General features: G+C 73.3%; 17 protein-coding genes. 5 read left to right on the top strand and 12 right to left on the bottom strand.

Annotated features, from left to right (window positions below; translation table 11 throughout):
* Position 1: 1 nt before the first annotated feature.
* From EDD29_RS32940 to EDD29_RS32915, 6 genes are read right to left on the bottom strand one after another with little or no spacing between them, the layout of a single operon-like run.
* Complete coding sequence (locus tag EDD29_RS32940) at positions 2–388, bottom strand: TIGR03618 family F420-dependent PPOX class oxidoreductase (protein WP_123668171.1); 387 nt, start codon at positions 386–388, stop codon at positions 2–4.
* Positions 381–1,397 (bottom strand): LLM class flavin-dependent oxidoreductase, encoded by a 1,017-nt coding sequence (locus EDD29_RS32935; protein WP_123668170.1) that lies wholly within the window; start codon positions 1,395–1,397, stop codon positions 381–383. The genes EDD29_RS32940 and EDD29_RS32935 overlap by 8 nt, the downstream gene beginning before the upstream one ends.
* Entirely contained in the window at positions 1,388–3,067 is a 1,680-nt protein-coding gene (locus tag EDD29_RS32930; RefSeq protein ID WP_123668169.1) for a dipeptide ABC transporter ATP-binding protein, read from the bottom strand. Before EDD29_RS32930 ends, EDD29_RS32935 begins: the two co-directional genes overlap by 10 nt.
* A complete protein-coding gene (locus EDD29_RS32925) occupies positions 3,064–3,861 on the bottom strand; it encodes an ABC transporter permease (protein WP_123668168.1) in 798 nt (265 codons plus the stop codon). Before EDD29_RS32925 ends, EDD29_RS32930 begins: the two co-directional genes overlap by 4 nt.
* A complete protein-coding gene (locus tag EDD29_RS32920; protein WP_123670821.1) occupies positions 3,858–4,844 on the bottom strand; it encodes an ABC transporter permease in 987 nt (328 codons plus the stop codon). The genes EDD29_RS32925 and EDD29_RS32920 overlap by 4 nt, the downstream gene beginning before the upstream one ends.
* Complete coding sequence (locus EDD29_RS32915; RefSeq protein WP_123668167.1) at positions 4,828–6,381, bottom strand: ABC transporter substrate-binding protein; 1,554 nt, start codon at positions 6,379–6,381, stop codon at positions 4,828–4,830. The genes EDD29_RS32920 and EDD29_RS32915 overlap by 17 nt, the downstream gene beginning before the upstream one ends.
* A 171-nt stretch (positions 6,382–6,552) precedes the next feature.
* Here EDD29_RS32915 and EDD29_RS32910 point away from each other — a divergent pair, with 171 nt between their 5' ends.
* Positions 6,553–7,026 carry a MarR family winged helix-turn-helix transcriptional regulator gene (locus EDD29_RS32910; RefSeq protein ID WP_123668166.1) on the top strand — a complete coding sequence of 158 codons (474 nt, stop codon included), beginning with the start codon at positions 6,553–6,555 and terminating at the stop codon, positions 7,024–7,026.
* A gap of 67 nt (positions 7,027–7,093) precedes the next feature.
* Here EDD29_RS32910 and EDD29_RS32905 read toward each other — a convergent pair whose 3' ends face one another.
* Positions 7,094–7,702 (bottom strand): Uma2 family endonuclease, encoded by a 609-nt coding sequence (locus tag EDD29_RS32905; protein ID WP_123668165.1) that lies wholly within the window; start codon positions 7,700–7,702, stop codon positions 7,094–7,096.
* A gap of 39 nt (positions 7,703–7,741) precedes the next feature.
* Entirely contained in the window at positions 7,742–8,341 is a 600-nt protein-coding gene (locus EDD29_RS32900) for a GNAT family N-acetyltransferase (RefSeq protein WP_123668164.1), read from the bottom strand.
* 229 nt (positions 8,342–8,570) lie between these two features.
* Between EDD29_RS32900 and lon the strand changes: the two genes are divergently transcribed.
* The 3 genes from lon (at position 8,571) to EDD29_RS32885 (ending at position 14,585) form a co-directional block, all read left to right on the top strand.
* Positions 8,571–10,940 carry an endopeptidase La gene (gene lon / locus EDD29_RS32895; RefSeq protein WP_123668163.1) on the top strand — a complete coding sequence of 790 codons (2,370 nt, stop codon included), beginning with the start codon at positions 8,571–8,573 and terminating at the stop codon, positions 10,938–10,940.
* Between the two features lie 339 nt (positions 10,941–11,279).
* On the top strand, positions 11,280–13,145 hold the full coding sequence (locus EDD29_RS47850; RefSeq protein ID WP_281280965.1) for a phosphatase PAP2 family protein: 1,866 nt from the start codon (positions 11,280–11,282) through the stop codon (positions 13,143–13,145).
* A gap of 213 nt (positions 13,146–13,358) precedes the next feature.
* A complete protein-coding gene (locus EDD29_RS32885; protein WP_123668161.1) occupies positions 13,359–14,585 on the top strand; it encodes a cytochrome P450 in 1,227 nt (408 codons plus the stop codon).
* Between the two features lie 60 nt (positions 14,586–14,645).
* Here EDD29_RS32885 and EDD29_RS32880 read toward each other — a convergent pair whose 3' ends face one another.
* Both EDD29_RS32880 and EDD29_RS32875 read right to left on the bottom strand, forming a co-directional pair.
* A complete protein-coding gene (locus EDD29_RS32880) occupies positions 14,646–15,170 on the bottom strand; it encodes a hypothetical protein (protein WP_148086173.1) in 525 nt (174 codons plus the stop codon).
* A gap of 114 nt (positions 15,171–15,284) precedes the next feature.
* Positions 15,285–15,980, bottom strand: a complete 696-nt coding sequence (locus tag EDD29_RS32875) for an alpha/beta fold hydrolase (RefSeq protein WP_123668159.1) — start codon at positions 15,978–15,980, stop codon at positions 15,285–15,287.
* Positions 15,981–16,311: 331 nt separating this feature from the next.
* On the opposite strand from EDD29_RS32875, the gene EDD29_RS32870 reads away from it, so the two are divergent.
* Entirely contained in the window at positions 16,312–17,094 is a 783-nt protein-coding gene (locus EDD29_RS32870; RefSeq protein WP_148086172.1) for a hypothetical protein, read from the top strand.
* A 41-nt stretch (positions 17,095–17,135) separates the two neighbouring features.
* Here the strand turns inward: EDD29_RS32870 and EDD29_RS32865 are convergent, their stop codons facing one another.
* Positions 17,136–17,675 (bottom strand): GNAT family N-acetyltransferase, encoded by a 540-nt coding sequence (locus EDD29_RS32865; protein WP_123668157.1) that lies wholly within the window; start codon positions 17,673–17,675, stop codon positions 17,136–17,138.
* Between the two features lie 133 nt (positions 17,676–17,808).
* Positions 17,809–18,297, bottom strand: a complete 489-nt coding sequence (locus tag EDD29_RS32860) for a nitroreductase family deazaflavin-dependent oxidoreductase (protein ID WP_123668156.1) — start codon at positions 18,295–18,297, stop codon at positions 17,809–17,811.
* Between the last annotated feature and the right edge of the window lie 70 nt (positions 18,298–18,367).

The following is an 18,367-nucleotide window of genomic DNA, read 5'->3' as shown; positions in this document are numbered from 1 at the left end:
GTCAGTCCTTCCGGTACACGCGGTCGGGGAGGATGCGCAGCAGCACGCGTTCGCCGTCGGTCGGCCGGACGACGTCGGAGCCCGTCCACTTGGTGAAGGCGGTGCGGGCCACGGCGAGCGCGGCCTCACCGGTCACCAGGTCGACGACCCGGCCGCGGACCTCGATGTAGCGGCGCGGGTCGACGCCGTCGAGCAGGAGCAGCGCCACCCGCGGGTCCGCCGCGACGTTGCGGTACTTGCGCCGCGCGGTGCCGGTGGTGACCAGCAGGTGCTCGGCGTCGGCGTGCGGCCAGACCGCGCTGCTCTGCGGCCCGCCGTCGGGCATCAGGGTCGTGAGGATCGCGAGGGTCCTGGCCTGGGCGAGTTCGCGGACGTCGGCGTCAAGCACGCGCCAGCCCCCGCACCTGCGGCAGCACCTGGTCGCCGAGCAGTTCGGCGGTGTCGCGCACGAGGTCGTAGGGGAGGCCGCCGATGTCGACCGCGAGAAGGTGGAGGTCGTGGCCCCACTGCTCGCGGAGCCGGCCGAGCCGGTCGACGACCTCGTCGGGGGAGCCGCACAGGGCGGGGCCGTCCGGGCCGACGTAGGCGTCGAAGTCGAAGTCGCGCACCGGCGAGCCCGGCACGTTCACGTAGGCCTCGACGTACTCCCGCCACACCGCGCGGGCTCGCTGGGAGGTCTCGGCGACGAACACGTGGCTCGCCGCGCCGAGCCGTCCAGGAGCTCCGCCGCGTTCGCGGGCCCGATCCCGGTAGGCGTCGAAGACCGGGACGAAGTCGGCGGCGGGCCGCGCGGTCGTGCCGAGGATCAGCGGCAGGCCGTGCTCGGCGGCGAGCTCCACCGACTCGAGGCCGGTGCCGCCGCTCATCCACAGCGGCGGGCGGTCCTGGAAGAGCCGCGGCTGGAGCCGGACGTCCTCCAGCGGCGGCCGGAAGCTCCCCGACCAGGTGACGCGCTCCTCGGTCCACAGCCGCAGCAGCAGTTCGACGTTCTCGCGCTTGCGGGCGGCCTTGCTCTCCGGCTCCTGGCCGAACACCCGGTAGGGCTCGGGGAAGAACGAGCCGCCCGCGACGATCTCCAGCCGCCCGCCCGACAGGAGGTCGAGCGTGGCGTAGTCCTCGGCGACGAGCACCGGGTCGCGGTTGGCGACCAGCGTGGTGCCGGTCGCCAGCCGGATCGTGGAGGTCTCCCGGGCGAGGGCGGCCAGCACCAGGGCGGGGGAGGAGATGACGTCCCGGTCCCCGAAGTGGTGCTCGCCGACGGCGTACCAGGAGAAGCCGAACTCCTCGGCGTCGCGCCCGCCGCGGATCACGTCCTCGATCCGCGCGTGCTGGCTCGCGGTGGCACCGGTGTGCGGGTCGGGCAGCAGGCTGCCGAAGGTGATGAGCCCTAGCTCCATGTCACGTCCTTCATGAGATCGTCGCGGGCCCGGCCGCCGGGGACGGCGGCGAGCAGTTCCCGCGTGTAGGGGTGCTTCGGTGCGGTGAACACGCGGTCGGCGAGCCCGGATTCGACGATCCGGCCCTCCCGCATCACCGCGACCCGGTCGCAGACCTGCCGGACCACGGCGAGGTCGTGCGAGATGAACAGATAGGTGAGGCCGAGGTCGCGGCGCAGCTCGGCGAGCAGGTCGAGGACCCGGGCCTGGACCGTCGCGTCGAGCGCGGACACCGGCTCGTCGCAGACCAGCAGCGCGGGGCCGGGCGCGAGCGCCCGCGCGATCGCGACCCGCTGCCGCTGGCCGCCCGACAGCTCGCCGGGCCTGCGCCCGGCCAGCGCGGCGGGCAGCGCGACCGCGTCGAGCAGCCGCCGCACCTCGGCGGGGCGGCCGGGCCGTGGCACCGTCGCGAAGCCGGCCAGCGGCTCGGCGACGATCTCCGCCACCGTCATCCTCGGGTTCAGCGACGCGTACGGGTTCTGGTAGACGAGCTGGACCCGCCGGTGCAGCTCGCGCAGCCCGGCCCGGTCGAGCCCGCCCACCTCGATACCGCCGACCCGCACCGTCCCGGCCGTGGGCCGCGCCAGCCCGACGACGATCCGCCCCGTCGTCGTCTTGCCCGACCCGGACTCGCCGACCAGCCCCAGCGCGCTCCCGCGCTCGACCGTGAAGCCGACCCCATCGATCGCGGTCCTCCCGCCGAACTCCTTGCGCAGCCCGCTGACGACCACCAGCGGCTCCGCCGATCCATCGCCGTCACGGGAGATCCCCGTGCCCGGCTGCTCCCGTTCTGTGACCGCGAGCCGCACTACCGCCTCCGTGCGTTCAGGCTCTGCCGGCCGGAGCGCCGCCGACGGGCGCAGGGCGGGGGCGTCGGCGAGGAGGGCGCGGGTGTGGGGGTGGGAGGGGGCGGCCAGCACCCGTGCGGTCGGGCCGGACTCGACGAGGCGCCCGGCCGCCATGACGGCGGTGCGGTGGGCGCGGTCGGCGACCACGGCCAGGTCGTGCGTCACCAGGAGGACGGCGATGCCGGTCGAGTCCACGAGCTCTTCGAGCTGGTCGAGGATGCGGCGCTGGACGGTGACGTCGAGCGCCGAGGTGGGCTCGTCGGCGACGAGCAGCCGGGGCCGGGCCGCCGTGGCGACCGCGATGAGGACGCGCTGGCGCATCCCGCCGGACAGCTCGTGCGGGTACTGCCGGGCCCTGCGGGCGGCGTCCGGCAGCCCTGCCCGGTCCAGCAGCTCGACGGCCTGCTCGCGAGCCGCCCGGCCGCGCGCCAGGCCGTGCAGCCGCAGCACCTGCGCGACCTGCCGGCCCACCCGCTGCACGGGGTCGAGCGCGACGGCGGGATCCTGCGGGATCAGTGCGATGTACCGGCCCCGGATCCGCCGCCAGCCGCGTTCGGTGAGCCGGGTGAGGTCGCGGCCCTCGAACTCCAGGGCGTCCGCGCTCATCCGCGCGCTCGGCGGCAGCAGCCCCAGGACGGTGTGCGCGAGGGTGCTCTTCCCGGAGCCGGATTCGCCGACCAGCGCGGTGATCCGCCCGGCCTCGACCGTCAGATCGATGCCCGCGACGGCTTCGGCGCCCGGGTAGGAGACCCGCAGCCCGCGGACGGTGAGGAGCGCGCTCATGCCGCCCGCCCCCCGTCCTGCAGCGCCCGGGAGACACGGCCCGCGGCCACCACCACGGCCGCGACCGTCAGTCCGGGCAGGACGGTCAGCCACCAGGCGGTCGCGAGGTGGTCGCGCCCGCCCGCGACCAGCGCGCCCCACTCGGGGGCGGGCGGCGGCGCGCCGTACCCGAGGAATCCGAGCGAGGAGACGGCGAGGACGACCAGGCCGAAGTCCAGCGCGGCGAGCGCGAGGACGGGCCCGGCGGTGAACGGGAGCACGTGCCGGAGCAGGATCCGCGTCGGCCCGCCCCCGGAAAGCCTCGCGGCCTCGACGTGCGGGGACGTCCGGACCTGGAGGACGCGGGCGCGGGTGACCCGCGCGAACGTCGCGATCCCGGTGACGCCCACGGCCAGGCCGATCTCCGCCGTCCCGAACCCGAGGACGCTGATGACGGTGAGCGACAGCAGCACCGGCGGGATCGACAGCGGGATCTCCACGGCGCGCATGACGAGCGTCTCGGGCAGGCCGCCGAAGAACCCGGCGAGCAGCCCGAGCGCCACCCCGACGGACAGCCCCAGCGCGATCGCCAGGACGGCGGCCTGCACGGACGGCGCGGTCCCGTGGACGACGCGCGCGAACACGTCGCGGCCGAGCTGGTCGGTGCCGAACAAGTGCCGGGGGCCCGGCGGGCGGAACCGCTCGGCCCCGGTGCCCTCGACGGCGCTCTGCCCGGTGAACCAGCCGGGCCGGACGGTCCAGCCCGCGACGAGCAGCAGGACCGCCACCGCGAGAAGGGTGCCTGGCCGCCTCATGCCTTCACCGCCCTGAGCGCCCCGGAGGGCCTCCGCACGGTCCGTACCCGGGGGTCGAGCACCGGATACAGCAGATCGACCGCCAGGTTCACGCCCGCGAACCCGACCGCCGCGACCACCACGACGCCCTGGACCACCGGAAGGTCCTGGGTCGAGACGGCGAACTGGACGATCCGGCCGACCCCCTGCCGGGAGAAGACCGTCTCGACCACGACGGCCCCGCCGATCAGCCCGCCGGTGAGCACGCCCGCGACCGTCACGGCGGGGATCGCGGCGTTGCGCAGCCCGTGCCGCAGCACCACGCGGACCGTACTGGCGCCGGTCGCGCGCAGCGTCTCGCAGTAGGGTTCGCGGAGCGTTTCGGCCAGGCTCCGGCCGAGGACCTGCGCGACCAGGGCCGCGCCGGGTATCGCCAGGGTGCAGGCCGGCAGCACCAGGCCGGGCAGCCCCGACCCGCCGAGCGACGGCAGCAGCGGCCAGCGCAGCGCGAACAGCTGGATCAGCACGAGCCCGACGAGGAAGGACGGCAGCGAGACGGCGAGTCCGGGCAGGGCCCGCAGCGCGCCGCCGTGCGGCAGGTTCGCGGCGACCGCGAGCAGCGTCCCGGCCGCCACGCTCAGCGCGAGCGCGGTCAGGCCGAGCGTGAGGGTGGCGGGCAGCGCCTCGGCGAGCATCGCCGCGACCGGGCGCCCGGTCTGGATCGAGGCGCCGAAGTCGCCGCGCACCGCCGAGACCGCGGCGTCCAGGTACTGGACCGCGACCGGCCGGTCGAAGCCCAGCTCGGCCCGGACCCGGGCGACGTCCTCGGGCGGCACGGCCTCGAACCCGTTGCGCCCGCTCAGCATCAGCTCCACCGGATCGCCCGGCACCAGCCGCTGGATCGCGAACACGACGGTGAAGGCCGCCCACACGACCACGGCGGCCTGGGCGAGCCGCCCCGCGACGTAGCGCGGGACGGCCCGGCGATCAGGAGAGCTCGACATCGTGCAGCCCCAGCCGGGCGGAGGCGTCAAGGCGGAGGCCCTTCACCTTGTCCGACACGGCGTGGACCAGGGAGTTCTCGTACAGCGGGACGGTGTCGGCGTGGTCGAGGATCCAGGTGACGGCCTTGTCGACGGCCTCCTGGCGGGCCTTGCCGTCGGTGGCCGACGCCTGCTGGTCGAGGAAGGTGTCGAGTTCGCTCGAGGGCAGGTGCCACAGGTTGGCGCCCTTGGTGGAGAAGATGTTGCGCAGGACGTCGGGGTCGGCGCGGGTGACGGCGACGGCGGTCAGGTCGAACTCCCCCTTCTGCTGCTGCTCGACGTACTTGGCCGGGGGCACCGCGCGCAGTTCGACGTCGATGCCGAGGGCGCGCAGCTGCTGCTGGACGAGTTCGTTGACCGGCGGGGTCGGCGCGGGGATCAGCCAGACGAGCTTCAGCGGCGCGCCGTCCTTGGCGCGGATCCCGTCGGCCCCGGGCTTCCAGCCCGCCTCGTCGAGCAGGGCCTTGGCGCGGTCGGGATCGTGGCGCAGCCGGTCGGCGCGGTCGGCGTAGAACGGGGTGGTGGATGACAGCACGCTCGTCGCGGGCCGGAACTGCGCGCCGAGGACCGTGTCGACCAGCGCCTGCCGGTCGACCCCGAGCAGCAGCGCCTCGCGGAGCCGCCGGTCGCCCAGCACGCCCGCGTGGTTCAGGGACAGCGGTGGCACCAGGCCGGGGACCGCCTTGGTGAGCAGCTGGAATCCGCCGCTCTGGAACCGGGCCCGGTCGGCCTCCTGGATGTTCTGCGCGACGGCCACCTGGCCGGAGGAGAGCGCGCCGGTCCTGGCCCCGGCCTCGGGGACGAACACGAACCGAGCCCCGGCGACCTTGGCCGCGCCGTCGTTCGCGGCCAGTGAAGACGGCCAGGCGTAGCCTTCACGGCGCTTGAGGACGACCTCCTGGTTGGCCGTGTAGTGGTCGAGGACGAACGGTCCCGAGCCGACGAAGGAGCCGCGGCAGCGCTCGGCGGGGTCCGCCGCCGCGGTCTTCGGCGACAGGATGCCGAATCCCGCCCCGGACGTCGCCTGGAGGAACTGCGCGTTGGGGGCGTCGAAGGCGACCGTGAAGTTGCGTGAGTCGGCGACCTTCGTGCCCTGGTAGCCGCGCAGGTAGGCGGGGGCGCCGTTGGCCGGGAACTTGATCAGTCTGTCGAAGGTCGCCTTGACGGCTGCGGCGTCGAGCGGGGTGCCGTCGCTGAAGGTGACGCCCTCGCGCAGCACGAAGGTGAAGGACCTGCCGTCGGCGGATGCGGTGAACTCCTGCGCGAGCCAGGGGACGATCTCGCCGGTCTCGGGGTCCTGGTCGGTGAGGGTGTCGACCAGGGAACGCGACACGTCGAGGGCCGCGAGCTGGCCGGTCTGCTGGGGGTCCAGGCAGCCGGGGTCGGCGGGCAGCGCGATCTGGAGCACCGCTTCGGCGGCGGGGGAGGAGTCGGCGGCGCAGGCCGGGAGGAGCAGGAGGGGCGCGAGCGCGGCGAGAGCGCGGGCAGATGCTGGCACGGGGAGGGTCTTTCTGGTTCGACACGCAGGATGGGGTCGGCGCGCGCGATAAAATTCGCAGTACGGAAGTTTCGCCAAGCGGAAGGTTCGCACTGCGAAAGATTCGCTGTGCGAAGCACGTTAGGTCGCGCCGGATATATCCGTCAACTACGGTAGGAAAAGGAGGTTGTGATGACCGGGACGACCGAGCCGATCGGCCCGGCCGAGGCGCTGGTCCGGCTGTCGCACATGGTGCAGCACGTGTTCGCCGATGTGAGCCGCGCGCACGGCCTGACCCCGCAGCAGACCCAGCTGCTCTGCCGGCTCGCCCGCGGCCCCGTCCCGATGGGCACCCTGGCCGCCGCCCTGCACCTGGAGCGATCAGGCCTGTCCGGCCTGGTAGACCGGGTCGAGCGCCGCGGCCTCCTGGAGCGCGTCCGCGACCCCCGCGACCGCCGCATCTGGCACGCCGCCCTCACCCCGCCCGGCCAGGAGGCCGCCGACGCCGCCCATCAGGAGATCATCGCCCGCCTCGACACCTTCCTCCTCGACCTTCCCCCCGACGCCCGAGCCCTGCTCGCCCCCACCGTCACCACCCTCCTCACCGCCCACACCGCCACCACCGGCATCCCCTGGCTGGTCCCCACGGAACCCACCGCCTTCTGAACCCCGCCTCGCCACACGCTGGGGAGGCATCGGCCGAAACGGTACGCAAGGGCGGCGGGCATCCCGCCTAGTTCAGCTCGAGCTCGGTGAACGAGACGTCGATCAGCATCCCCTCGGGCAGGGAGGTTCGCAGCGCCTCCCGGTGCACTGCGGCCAGCTGGTAGTTCCGCTTCGACCAGTCGAGCCGGTACTCCTCGACCGAGTGGATCCGGCTCTCGGCCATGACGACGATCAGATAGACCTCGATCCCCTGACGGGCGTACTCGGCCTTCTTGTCCGCGAAATCCGTCTCGGTGTTCGTGCTGCTGATCTCGATCGCCACGAACACATCCGCCGACGTCATCCGCGCCCTGGGCTTCAAGCACCACAGCACGCTGACATCCGGTCGCCGCAACGTGAAGTGCTTCCCCTCGGCGCTCTTGCGCACGTTCGCGTAGACGTACCACATGTCGGTGTCCTGGAGCACCGCCACGCAGGGCCCCTTCGGCCGAGCGCCCTTCAGCGCAGCGGTGAGGTTGAACGACACGGTCCGATGCTCCGGGGTGGGCGACTGACAGAAGATCACCCGTCCGTCGACGACCTCGATCGTGCGTGCGATGTCCGCAGGCAGCGCTTCGTACTGCTCCTCGGTGATGAGCATGCTGGCCGGGTCGGTGGCCCACACAGGTAGACGCATGCTCGGCCTCTTCCTTGTCCGGATCTCGGTTCCGTCAGCCTAGCGCCGGGCCGTGTTCCCGCGGGGCGGGCCATGGGGAAGGGCGGCGGTGGTCCAGATCAGGGTGCGGCCGGTTTCGGCGGGGGCTTCGGGGGTGGTGGGGCGGGTTTCGGCGAGGTGGTAGCCGAGGCGGTGGGGGACGGCGGCGCTTGCGGTGTTGGCCTCGTCGCAGTGGATTTCGACGCGGGAGATGTCGGGGAGGGCCAGGGCGGCGGTGGTGAGGGCGCGGACGGCGCGGGTGGCCAGGCCGCGGCCGGTGTGGCCGGTGCGGAGCCAGTAGCCGATCTCGATGGCGCCGGGGCCGACTCTGCGGTGCATTCCGAAGCCGCCGAGGGCGGTGCCATCGGGGGCGAAAGCGCCGTAGAGGTAGGCGTCGCCGTTGCGCCAGTTGTCCTGGGCCGCGGCGATCATCTCGAACTCGTCGTCGAGGGTCAGCGGGCGTGCGGCCCAGGGCATCCACGGGTGCAGTTCGGCGAAGGACGCGTTCACGGCGTCCAGCAGGACCGCCGCGTCCCCTTCCCGCGTTCGCCGGAGCACCGCGTCGCCGAGTTCCAGCGACTCCGGCGGATCCGCGGGCCCGGCCGATCCGTCCACGCCCATGGCCGCCCCTCTCGTGAGAAATATGCCCATTTCATGCTGTTTGTGACCTTAGGGACTGCCGGGTGGGGCGCGGGGAATGCGGGGAGGGGGTTGGGGGTTTCACCGCAATCTTCGCTTCTGCGGGGTTCGCCCCGGTTGATCGCTGTGAGCGAACAGGGGTGGGGAATGAATCAAGGCTCTGGTTTCTTGAGTGTGAGTGACTCAAGAAAATCCATGACTGGGGAGTGAAATGAGCGAGAGACTGACGGTGCCGGTGCTGCCGCTCGACGACACGGTCGTGCTGCCCGGCATGGTGGTGCCGCTGGAGCTGAACGACAGCGAGGTGCGGGCGGCGATCGAGGCGGCGCGGGCCGTGGCGGCGGGCAAGCCGCGCGTTCTGCTCGTGCCGCGCGTCGACGGGAAGTACGCGGCGGTCGGTGTGCTCGGCGTCGTCGAGCGCGAGGGAAGGCTGCCGGGCGGGGAGCCGGGCGCCGTGGTCCGCGCCGTGAGCCGGGTCCGCATCGGCACCGGGACGACCGGGCCGGGCGCCGCGCTCTGGGTCGAGGGCGACACCGTCGACATCCCGGCGGCCGGACCCGAGGCCGCCAAGCTGGCCAAGGAGTACAAGGGCCTGCTCCAGGCGATCCTCCAGCACCGCGGATCCTGGCAGCTCGTCGACATCGTGCAGCAGATCGACGACCCGTCGATCCTCGCCGACCAGGCGGGCTACGCGCCCTACCTGAGCGTTGAGCAGAAGATCACCCTGCTGGAGACCGCCGACGCCGTCGAGCGGCTGGAACTGGTGACGGGATGGGCGCGCGACCAGCTCGCCGAACTCGACGTCGCCGAGACCATCCGCAAGGACGTCCAGGACGGCATCGACAAGCAGCAGCGCGAGTTCCTGCTCAAGCAGCAGCTCCAGGCCGTCCGCAAGGAGCTGGCCGAGCTGAACGGCGATGCCGAGGAGGGCGAGGAGGAGGACTACCGCGCCCGTATCGAGGCGGCGAACCTGCCGGAGAAGGTGGAGAAGGCGGCGCTCAAGGAGGTCGACAAGCTGGAGAGGTCCAGCGACGCCTCGCCTGAGGGCGCCTGGATCCGCACCTGGCTGGACACCGTCCTGGAGATCCCGTGGAACGAGCGTTCCGAGGACTCCTACGACATCGAGGGCGCCCGGGCCATCCTGGACGCCGACCACGCCGGCCTCGCCGACGTGAAGGACCGGATCATCGAGTACCTGGCCGTCCGCAAGCGGCGGTCCGATCGCGGCCTCGGGGTCGTCGGCGGGCGCAGGTCCGGCGCGGTCCTCGCGCTGGCCGGTCCTCCCGGGGTCGGCAAGACCTCGCTCGGCGAGTCCGTCGCGCGGGCGATGGGCCGCGAGTTCGTCCGGGTCGCCCTTGGCGGCGTCCGGGACGAGGCGGAGATCCGCGGCCACCGGCGCACCTACGTCGGCGCGCTGCCCGGCCGGATCGTCCGGGCGATCAAGGAGGCCGGTTCGATGAACCCGGTCGTCCTGCTCGACGAGATCGACAAGGTCGGCGCCGACTACCGGGGCGACCCGACGGCCGCGCTGCTGGAGGTGCTCGACCCGGCGCAGAACCACACGTTCCGCGACCACTACCTGGAGGTGGAGCTCGACCTCTCCGACGTGCTGTTCCTGGCCACCGCCAACTCGCTGGACACCATCCCCGGCCCCCTGCTCGACCGCATGGAGCTGGTGACGCTCGACGGCTACACCGAGGACGAGAAGGTCACGATCGCGCGCGACCACCTGCTGTCCCGCCAGCTCGACAAGGCGGGCCTGGAGTCCGGCGACATCGTCTTCCCGGACGAGGCGCTGCGGCTGATCGCGGGCGAGTACACCCGCGAGGCGGGCGTCCGCTCCCTGGAGCGGTCGATCGCGCGGGTGCTGCGCAAGGTCACCGCCAAGGCCGCGCTCGGCGAGGTGGAGCTGCCGGTCGTCATCGACGACCTGACGGACTACCTGGGCCGGCCCCGGTTCACCCCGGAGGTCTCGCTCAAGGAGTCCGAGCGGCGCACCGCGGTCCCCGGGGTGGCGACGGGCCTGGCGGTGACGGGTGCGGGCGGCGACGTCCTGTACGTCGAGGCGTCCCTGGCGGACGCCGAGACCGGCGACACCGGAGTGACGCTGACGGGCCAGCTCGGCGACGTCATGAAGGAGTCGGCGCGGATCGCGCTGTCGTACCTGCGCTCGCGCGGCGCGGAGCTGGAACTGCCCGTCGGCGACCTGAAGGACAGGGGCGTGCACGTCCACGTCCCGGCCGGCGCGGTCCCGAAGGACGGCCCGTCCGCGGGCGTGACCATGACGACGGCGCTGGCGTCGCTCCTGTCGGGCCGCCCGGTCCGGCCGGACGTGGCGATGACCGGTGAGGTCTCCCTCACCGGCCGGGTCCTGCCCATCGGCGGGGTGAAGCAGAAGCTGCTCGCCGCCCACCGGGCCGGGATCACCACGGTCCTCGTGCCCAAGCGGAACGAGCCCGACCTGGACGACGTGCCCGCCGAGGTGCTCGCCCAGCTGACCGTGCACGCGGTGTCCGACGTCCGCGAGGTTCTGGCGATCGCGCTGGAGCCCGCGACCGCCGCCACCTCCTCCGCCGCCTAGGCGGTACCCGGCACAGGGGGCCGGTCCCACCCGGGACCGGCCCCCTTTCCTCGTTCCGGACGAGCATTGGGAAAGGGGGCCGGGCCTTCCGAGGTCCGGTCCCCTTTCTTCGAGAGGGGGCACCGGGCCGTCGATTCGAGCGCCTGCGCGCCGGGCGGTGCCGCAGCGCTCGCGCCGGGGGCAGGTGCGGAGCCTAGCGAGGGGCGCACGGGCGGAACCCTGGATATGAGTGATCTTCATGTTCCTGGTCACGGTCGTTCACGCGGGGTTCCCGGGTGCGTAGCGCGGTCCGCTGAGACTCGGCGGGGCCGCCGAGGTGCGGCGGCCGGGAAGAAGAGCATGCAGACGAACTCGATCAACCGCCGCGCCCTGTTCAAGCGGACGGGCGCGGTCGCCGCGGGCGTCGCCGCGGTGCACGTCGTGCCCGCGTGGGCGGTCCCCGCCGCGGCGCGGGCGGAGGCCGCGGCGGCCCTGCCCTTCGTCGACGACTACCGGTCCAACGTGGCCGCGAACCTGACCGTCGAGACCAACGCCGCGGTCCGGATCCTCTCCGGCATGCTGGCGCTCTGGCGGCCCGGCACGGCCTGGAACACCGGCGAGGTGCTGCGCCGCGGCGTGCTGCGCGACAACATGCGCTACAGCGCCGCGGTCACCCGCCACCGCACGGCCGCCGAGGCCAAGGAGGCGTTCGTCCTCGACCGGCAGCACCAGAGCTACTCCGCCATCGCCGGCCTCGGCCCGCTCGCCGCCGCCTACAAGGCCGGTGCCCTGGCCGTCACCGGGATCACCGGGGCGCCCGACGGGACGCCCGCCACGACCGTCAGCGACGCGGTCCCGGCCGGGGCCCCCGCGGGGTCCGCGCTCGGCGCGGGCGCGCCGGCGTCGGCGCTGGGCAAGGTCGTCGACCTGGTCAACACCGTCCGCGGCTCCTACTCCTCGGGCAACCCGGCGAAGGCCGCCTACCAGTACCCGCGGCCGTGGCGGACGACCGAGGACGGCGTGGTCGCCGACACGGGCAAGACCGACGAGTTCGGCTTCCCCGTCTACGCCTCGGACGTCGTCGTCGCCCCTCAGCTGCTGCGCCAGCGCAGCACCAACCCGGCCGACGACGGCGGCTACGTGAGCGGCCACACCAACGCCGCCTACCTCGCCGCGCTGGCCTTCGCCTACGCCGTTCCCGAGCGGTTCCAGGAGCTCGTCGTGCGGGCGGCCGAGGTCGGGCACAGCAGGATCACCGCGGGCATGCACTCGCCGGTGGACGTGGTCGGCGGCCGGGTCCTCGCGACCGCGCTGGCCGCGGCGATCCTCGGCGACCCGGCGAACGCCGCGCTCAAGGCGGCGGCCCGCGCGCAGGCGGCGGCCTACCTTCAGGCGGCCACGGGCACCGACGCGAACACCCTCTTCGCCTACGCCCACGCGGCGGACCGCGCCGAGGACCCGTACGCCGACCGCGCCGCCAACCGGCGCGCCCTCGCCCCGCGCCTCACCTACATCCTCCCCAAGACGGGACGGCGGGGCGCCGTCGTGCCGAAGGGCGCGGAGGTCCTGCTGGAGACCCGGCTGCCCTACCTCGACGCGGCGCAGATCCGCGAGGTCCTGCGCACGACCGCGCTCGACGGGTTCGCGCTGCTCGACGGGCCGGAGGAGTGGGGCCGTCTCGACCTGTTCGCCGCCGCCGACGGTTACGGCGCGTTCGACCGGGACGTCGCGGTCGTCCTGGACGCCGCGGCCGGCGGCTTCCACGCCGCCGACGCCTGGCGCAACGACATCGGCGGACGCGGCGGCCTCACCAAGTCCGGGACGGGCGTGCTCACCCTGTCCGGCGACAACTCCTACCGGGGCGGCACCACCGTCCGCGCGGGCGTCCTCGTGGCCGCGTCGCGCGACGCCCTCGGCGCCGGCGACGTGGCGGTCGACGGCGGGGCGCTGCGCGTCTCCGCGTCCGGCGCGCGCGTCCGCGGCGATCTGGCCGTCCGGGGCGCCCTGGAGCTGACCGCGGGACGGCGGAACTCGCCCCTCGAGGTGTCCGGCAAGGTCACGCCCGCCCGCGGGTCGGTCCTGCGGGTCTCGCTCGACGGGGCGAAGGGCGGCACCGTCCAGGTCATCGCGGGCCGGGTGACGGGCCGGTTCGGGTCCGTCGAGGCCGACGGCCGCAGGGTCGTGCCCGTCTACTCCGCGCGCGGACTGTCGCTGCGACTTTCCTGAGCCTTTTCCACCGCGTCCGCGCGCCGAACGTCCGGTCGGCCCCGTGCCGGCCGGACGTTCGCGTGTCCGGGCGGGGGTGATGAGACATGGGTCGGGTCTGTGGTCGAGACGCGTGACTAGACTCACGTCTCATTCCTCTTGAGCGGGTCGGTCCCGGGGGCTGTACTGGGCCTTGAGGCGAGGAGCCGACGACACCCCACGAGGAGGCCGCCCATGGAGAAAGTCGCCGTGCCCGAAGGGTTCGACTTCACCGATCCGTCACTCATCGAGCAGCGCATTCCGGCGCCGGAGTTCGCGGCGCTGCGCCGTGCCGGGGGACTGCGGTGGAACCCGCAGCCGCGCGGGGTCTCCGGCTTCGACGACGACGGCTGCTGGGTCGTCACCAGGCACGCCGACGTGATGGAGGCGTCGCGCGACCACGCGGTGTACTCCACCCACGCCGACACCGCGCTCATCCGCTACAACGAGCAGATCGGCCACGCCGAGATCGACATGTTGAAGAGCACCCTGCTCATCAACCTCGATCCGCCGGAGCACTCCAGGCTGCGCACGATCGTCTCGCGCGGGTTCACCCCGCGCGTCATCGAGCGGCTGCGCGACGCGCTGCGCGACCGGGCCGAGCGGATCGTGGCCCGGGCCGTCAGGGAGGGCACCGGCGACTTCGTCACGGACGTCGCGGTCGAGCTGCCGCTCCAGGCGATCGCCGAACTGCTCGGCGTGCCGCAGGAGGACCGCGGCAAGCTGTTCACCTGGTCCAACCAGATGCTCGGCTACGACGACCCCGAGCTGAACGCCGACATGACCGGGGCCGCCGCGGGCATCCTGGAGTACTCCATGGGCCTCGCCGAGGCCCGCCGCGCGGAGCCCGCCGACGACATCGTCACCCGCCTCGTCCAGGCCGGGGACAGCGGCGGCCTCACCGACGACGAGTTCGGCTTCTTCTTCATCGTGCTCGCCGTCGCCGGGAACGAGACGACGCGCAACGCCATCACGCACGGCATGATGGCCTTCCTCGACCACCCCGAGCAGTGGGCGCACTACCGGGCCGAGCGCCCCGCGACGGCGGCCGACGAGATCGTCCGGTGGGCGACGCCCGTCATCGCCTTCCAGCGGACCGCGCTGAGCGACACCGTGCTCGGCGGCACGGAGGTGAAGGCGGGACAGCGCCTCGCCCTCTACTACTCCTCGGCGAACTACGACGAGACGGTCTTCACCGACCCGTTCCGGTTCGACATCACCCGCTCGCCCAACCCGCACCTGGGCTTCGGCGGGACCGGTCCGCACTACTGCATCGGCGCGAACCTGGCCAGGCTGGAGATCGACATCATGTTCCAGGCGATCGCCGAGGCGATGCCCGGCATCCGGCGGACGGGGACGCCGCGGCGGCTGCGCTCGTCCTGGATCCACGGGATCAAGGAACTCCCGGTCTCCTACGCCTGACCCCGTGCTCCGCGAGGCGGGCGACCGGCCCCGTCCGCCTCGCGGCCCGGCGTGCGGGCCTCAGCCGTCGAGGCGGTCGAGGTAGGCGCGCGCCAGGTGGTCGGAGGCCGCGCGGATGTCCTTGACGGACCTGCCGCCGACGCCCGCCCGGACCACGACGTCGTCGACGATGATGACGAGCTGGCCCATGCCCGTCCGCAGTTCGGGGTCGGTGCCCGGGGGAGCGGGCAGGCGGAAGATCGCCAGGTAGGCCTCCCTGCCGAGCCCCGGATAGGGTTTCCCGTGGTGCCTGAGCGCGTTGCGCCGCGCGCGCTCGGTGCCGCTCTCCTTCTTGGTCTTCTTGAACCGCTCGGCCTGGAGGTTCACCGAACCGCCCGCCGGCGTGCTCATGTACTGGCACTCCGTGGAGCGCCGCCCCATGTCGTCGTTGCTGAGGACCGACGGGCCGAGCACCCCCGCCGCGAAATCCCCGGTCAGCACTTCGCACGCGCGGACCAGCGGCACCCCCTCGAACCAGTGCGCCCCGACCCCCGCCGCCAACGCCGCGGCGAGACCGACCCCCGTCACCACAAGCCCCCGTCTCATGATCCCATTCAGTCAGACGGGCCCCGTCTCACGGAAGACTTCCGCGTAAAGGGCGGGGTGTCCCGGCCAGGAACGGTGCTCGAGCGCCGCCGGTGCCCGCGGCGTCCGCACGGGCTAGGCCACGTAGGAGAGCAGGGCCCGGGTCAGTTCCGCAGGCCGGGCCAGGGCCGGAAGGTGGCCGCAGGGGAGTTCGTCCGGGGTGATGCCCAGTCGGGAGCGGACGAGCGCGCGGAGGAAATCGGCGGGGAAGAGCCGGTCGTCGCGGCAGAGCAGGAACCGCGTCGGCACCGCCGGCCAGGCCGGCAGCGGCCAGGGATCGTCGAGGACGCGCCCGGTCTGCCCGCGCGTGTGGTGCGCGGAGGCCGCGGCGATCTCTTCCGGCACGTCGTGCAGATAGGTGACGACGGGATCGCCGGGCGCGTCGGGATCGCGGCCCTCGGCGAGGTCGAGCGCCCGCTGCGCCTCCCCCTGGCCGGTGGCCGACCACCACCGGCCGCCGCTCTCGCCCGGCGCGGGGACCATCGCCGCCACCATGACGACCATGGCGACGCGTTCCGGCAGGCGGGCCGCGACGAGCGGCGCGACGAGGCCCGCGAGGGACTGCGCGACGAGCACCACCCGGGTCCGGTCGCCGACCGCCGCGACCACGGCCTCGGTGTACGCGTCGAGCCCCGCCTCCTCGTCCTCGCAGGGAAGGTCCACCGCGACGACGTCGTGGCCCGCCGCACGGAGCCCCGGCGCGACGAGGTGCCAGTACCAGGAGTCGGAGGCCGCCCCGTGCAGGAGGACGAAGGTCACCGGGTCGTTCATGCCGTCTCCTAGCGGGGACGGTGCCGGGCCCGTCCCGGGTCTGCGCCACCCCCGGCGGAGCACCGAGCCTAGCGAGGGGCGCCGACGGAATCCGGGCCGCGCGCCGGGCCGTCCGCGTCCTCCCGGCCGGAAAGCGTCCGTTCCGGGCGGATCCCTCTGCCGTCGCCGGACTTCGTGATATGAAAAGTGGGCCGGACCGGAGAATTGCCGGAAGGCGCCGCCAGCCGCGTCACGACATCCCCACCGGCTGCGGCGCATACCGTTCCGGTGGTAATTCCCGGCAATGCATAAGGGTCCCGAGGTATTCCCCCCGTACGTTCGGAGACAGGCGATGAGCGAACCGGAGATCCCGTCGGAGGACGCAGGGCGAAGGGCCCGCGGAAGACGTTATGCGGCATTGATCATCGCTTTGTCGGCCGTCGTCATCGGGCTGTGCACGGTGGTCGGCGAGGCGCTGATCCCGCGGACGCTGCCGCCGCGCGACGGCCTCGGCTGGCTCGCCTTCCTCGGTGCGGTGTCCCTGTTCACGGCGGTCTTCGCCGCCACCGCGGCGGTCACGGGCTCCCTCGGTTCGATCTCCCTGATCCTCGCGAGGCGGCCCCTGCGCGAGCGGCTCTCCCGCCTGCGCGGCAGGCTGTCGAGGGTGGGCGGCGCGGCGCTGTTCATCGCGGTCGTCGCCACCGTGATGTGGCAGCTCGTCGACCCCGTGAAATTGGTGAAGGACACCGAGGTCGGCGGTCTGGACTTCGGTAAGTACTGCAAGTCCTATGGCTACTCCGCGAACGACGACGAATTCTGCTCGCTCGGCGTTCCGCTGGCCAAGGCGTGCGACTGGCAATACGGGTCGGAGGGTCACACGTTCGTCATGACGTCCGGCCCCTACAGCGGGCGGTGCTTCGACGGAAAGAAGAAGTACGTGGGCGGCATCAAGGACATGGCGGGCTACTGCCGCGAAAGGTTCGCGCCGAGCCCCGAGGTCGGTACCGCTCTCATCGACGGGACCACCTGGGCGTGCCGGACGAACATAGACAAGGACCTCGCTTGCGCCTGGCAGTACCAGCAACGCGACCTCGCCGCGCGCGAGGAGGGCGGCCTCTGGCTGTGCTACCGCTGACCGGGCGGGCGGCGGGCGGCGGTCGGTCGGAAGGCGGGTCGTCAAGGGCGCGTCGTCCGGACGCGGAGAGGGAGGACGTACAGGTAGTAGAAGGGCTGGGCCTCTTCGGGGCCGCCGGGGACCCGGCCCACGAGCCGCCATCCCCAGCGCTGGTACATGCGCTGGATGTCGGGCTTGTCGGGGGCGGTCGCGAGGGTGGCGCGCTCCTCGGCGCGGTAGGCGAGCAGTCCGTCCACGAGGCGGCGGCCGGTCCCGGTGCCCCGGTGCGCGGGCAGCACCCCGAGATCCAGGACGGCGAAGGTGCGGGCGCCCGTCTCGGTCGTCCAGGACGGCGGCCTGGCCGGGCGGAGCCCGTGCCACCAGGTCGTCGGGGCCTGGAGCGGCAGCCCGCACGCGAAGCCCACCAGCCTGCCCCGCTCGCGTGCGGTCACGGTCGCGAAGCCGGGGGACGCCGCGGCCTGCCCGGCGCGCCGCGCGTGCCCGGTGAGCGGGTGGCCGGGGAACGCGGCGGCGTAGACCCGCTGGATCTCGGCGAGGACGGCCAGGGTCGAGGGGCCGTCGAGGCGCGCGAAGTCCGGCATGCACCCGTGCTAACACGGTGCCGCCCGCACGACCAGGGACGCCGTCGCCACACTTGCCTGAGACCGGGCGGCCGACGGGTGCGCGGAGAGCGCGGCCGAGGGGCGTTCGTGCCGAGGCCCCTCCCGGCCGGGGTCAGACGGGGGTGAGGCGGAAGAGACGGAGGTCGCGGTCCACGCGGGACTGGTAGCGGTCGAAGACCGGCCACATGGCGTTCAGCCGGGTCCAGGTGGCTTCGCGGTCGGCGCCTTCCAGGAGGGTGCCGGTGACCTCGTAAGCGCGCTTGCGGAACTCGACCGTGGCGCGCGGCTCCTTGAGGAGATTGCCCGTCCAGGCGGGGTGCTTCTCTTGGCCGAAATTGCTGCCGACGACGATCCAGCCGCCGTCCTCGGGCATGCACAGCAGCGGCGTCACGCGCGGCTGCCCCGACTTCGCGCCGGTCGTGGTCAGGTAGAGCTGCGGGATCAGCGCCTGGGCGAGCATCACCCGGCCACCCGTCATCCGGTGCAGTCCCCGGTCGAGCGCGGGCACGAGCTTCGGCCCGACCTTGGCGAACCAGGGCGACCCGGAGATGCTCTGGAACAGCGGGCGGAACACGCGCTGCACGGGCGTGGGCGCGGACATCGGCGGCTCCCGGCGTCGAGGCGGACGGCTACGGAAACAAACTAGCGCTTGGTTCGCCTCGCGTCAGCAT

This window comes from Actinocorallia herbida, assembly GCF_003751225.1.
GTDB classification, from domain to species: Bacteria; Actinomycetota; Actinomycetes; order Streptosporangiales; family Streptosporangiaceae; genus Actinocorallia; species Actinocorallia herbida.
Note: the sequence above shows the minus strand (reverse complement) of the source record. Positions and strands in the feature narration are given on the sequence as shown.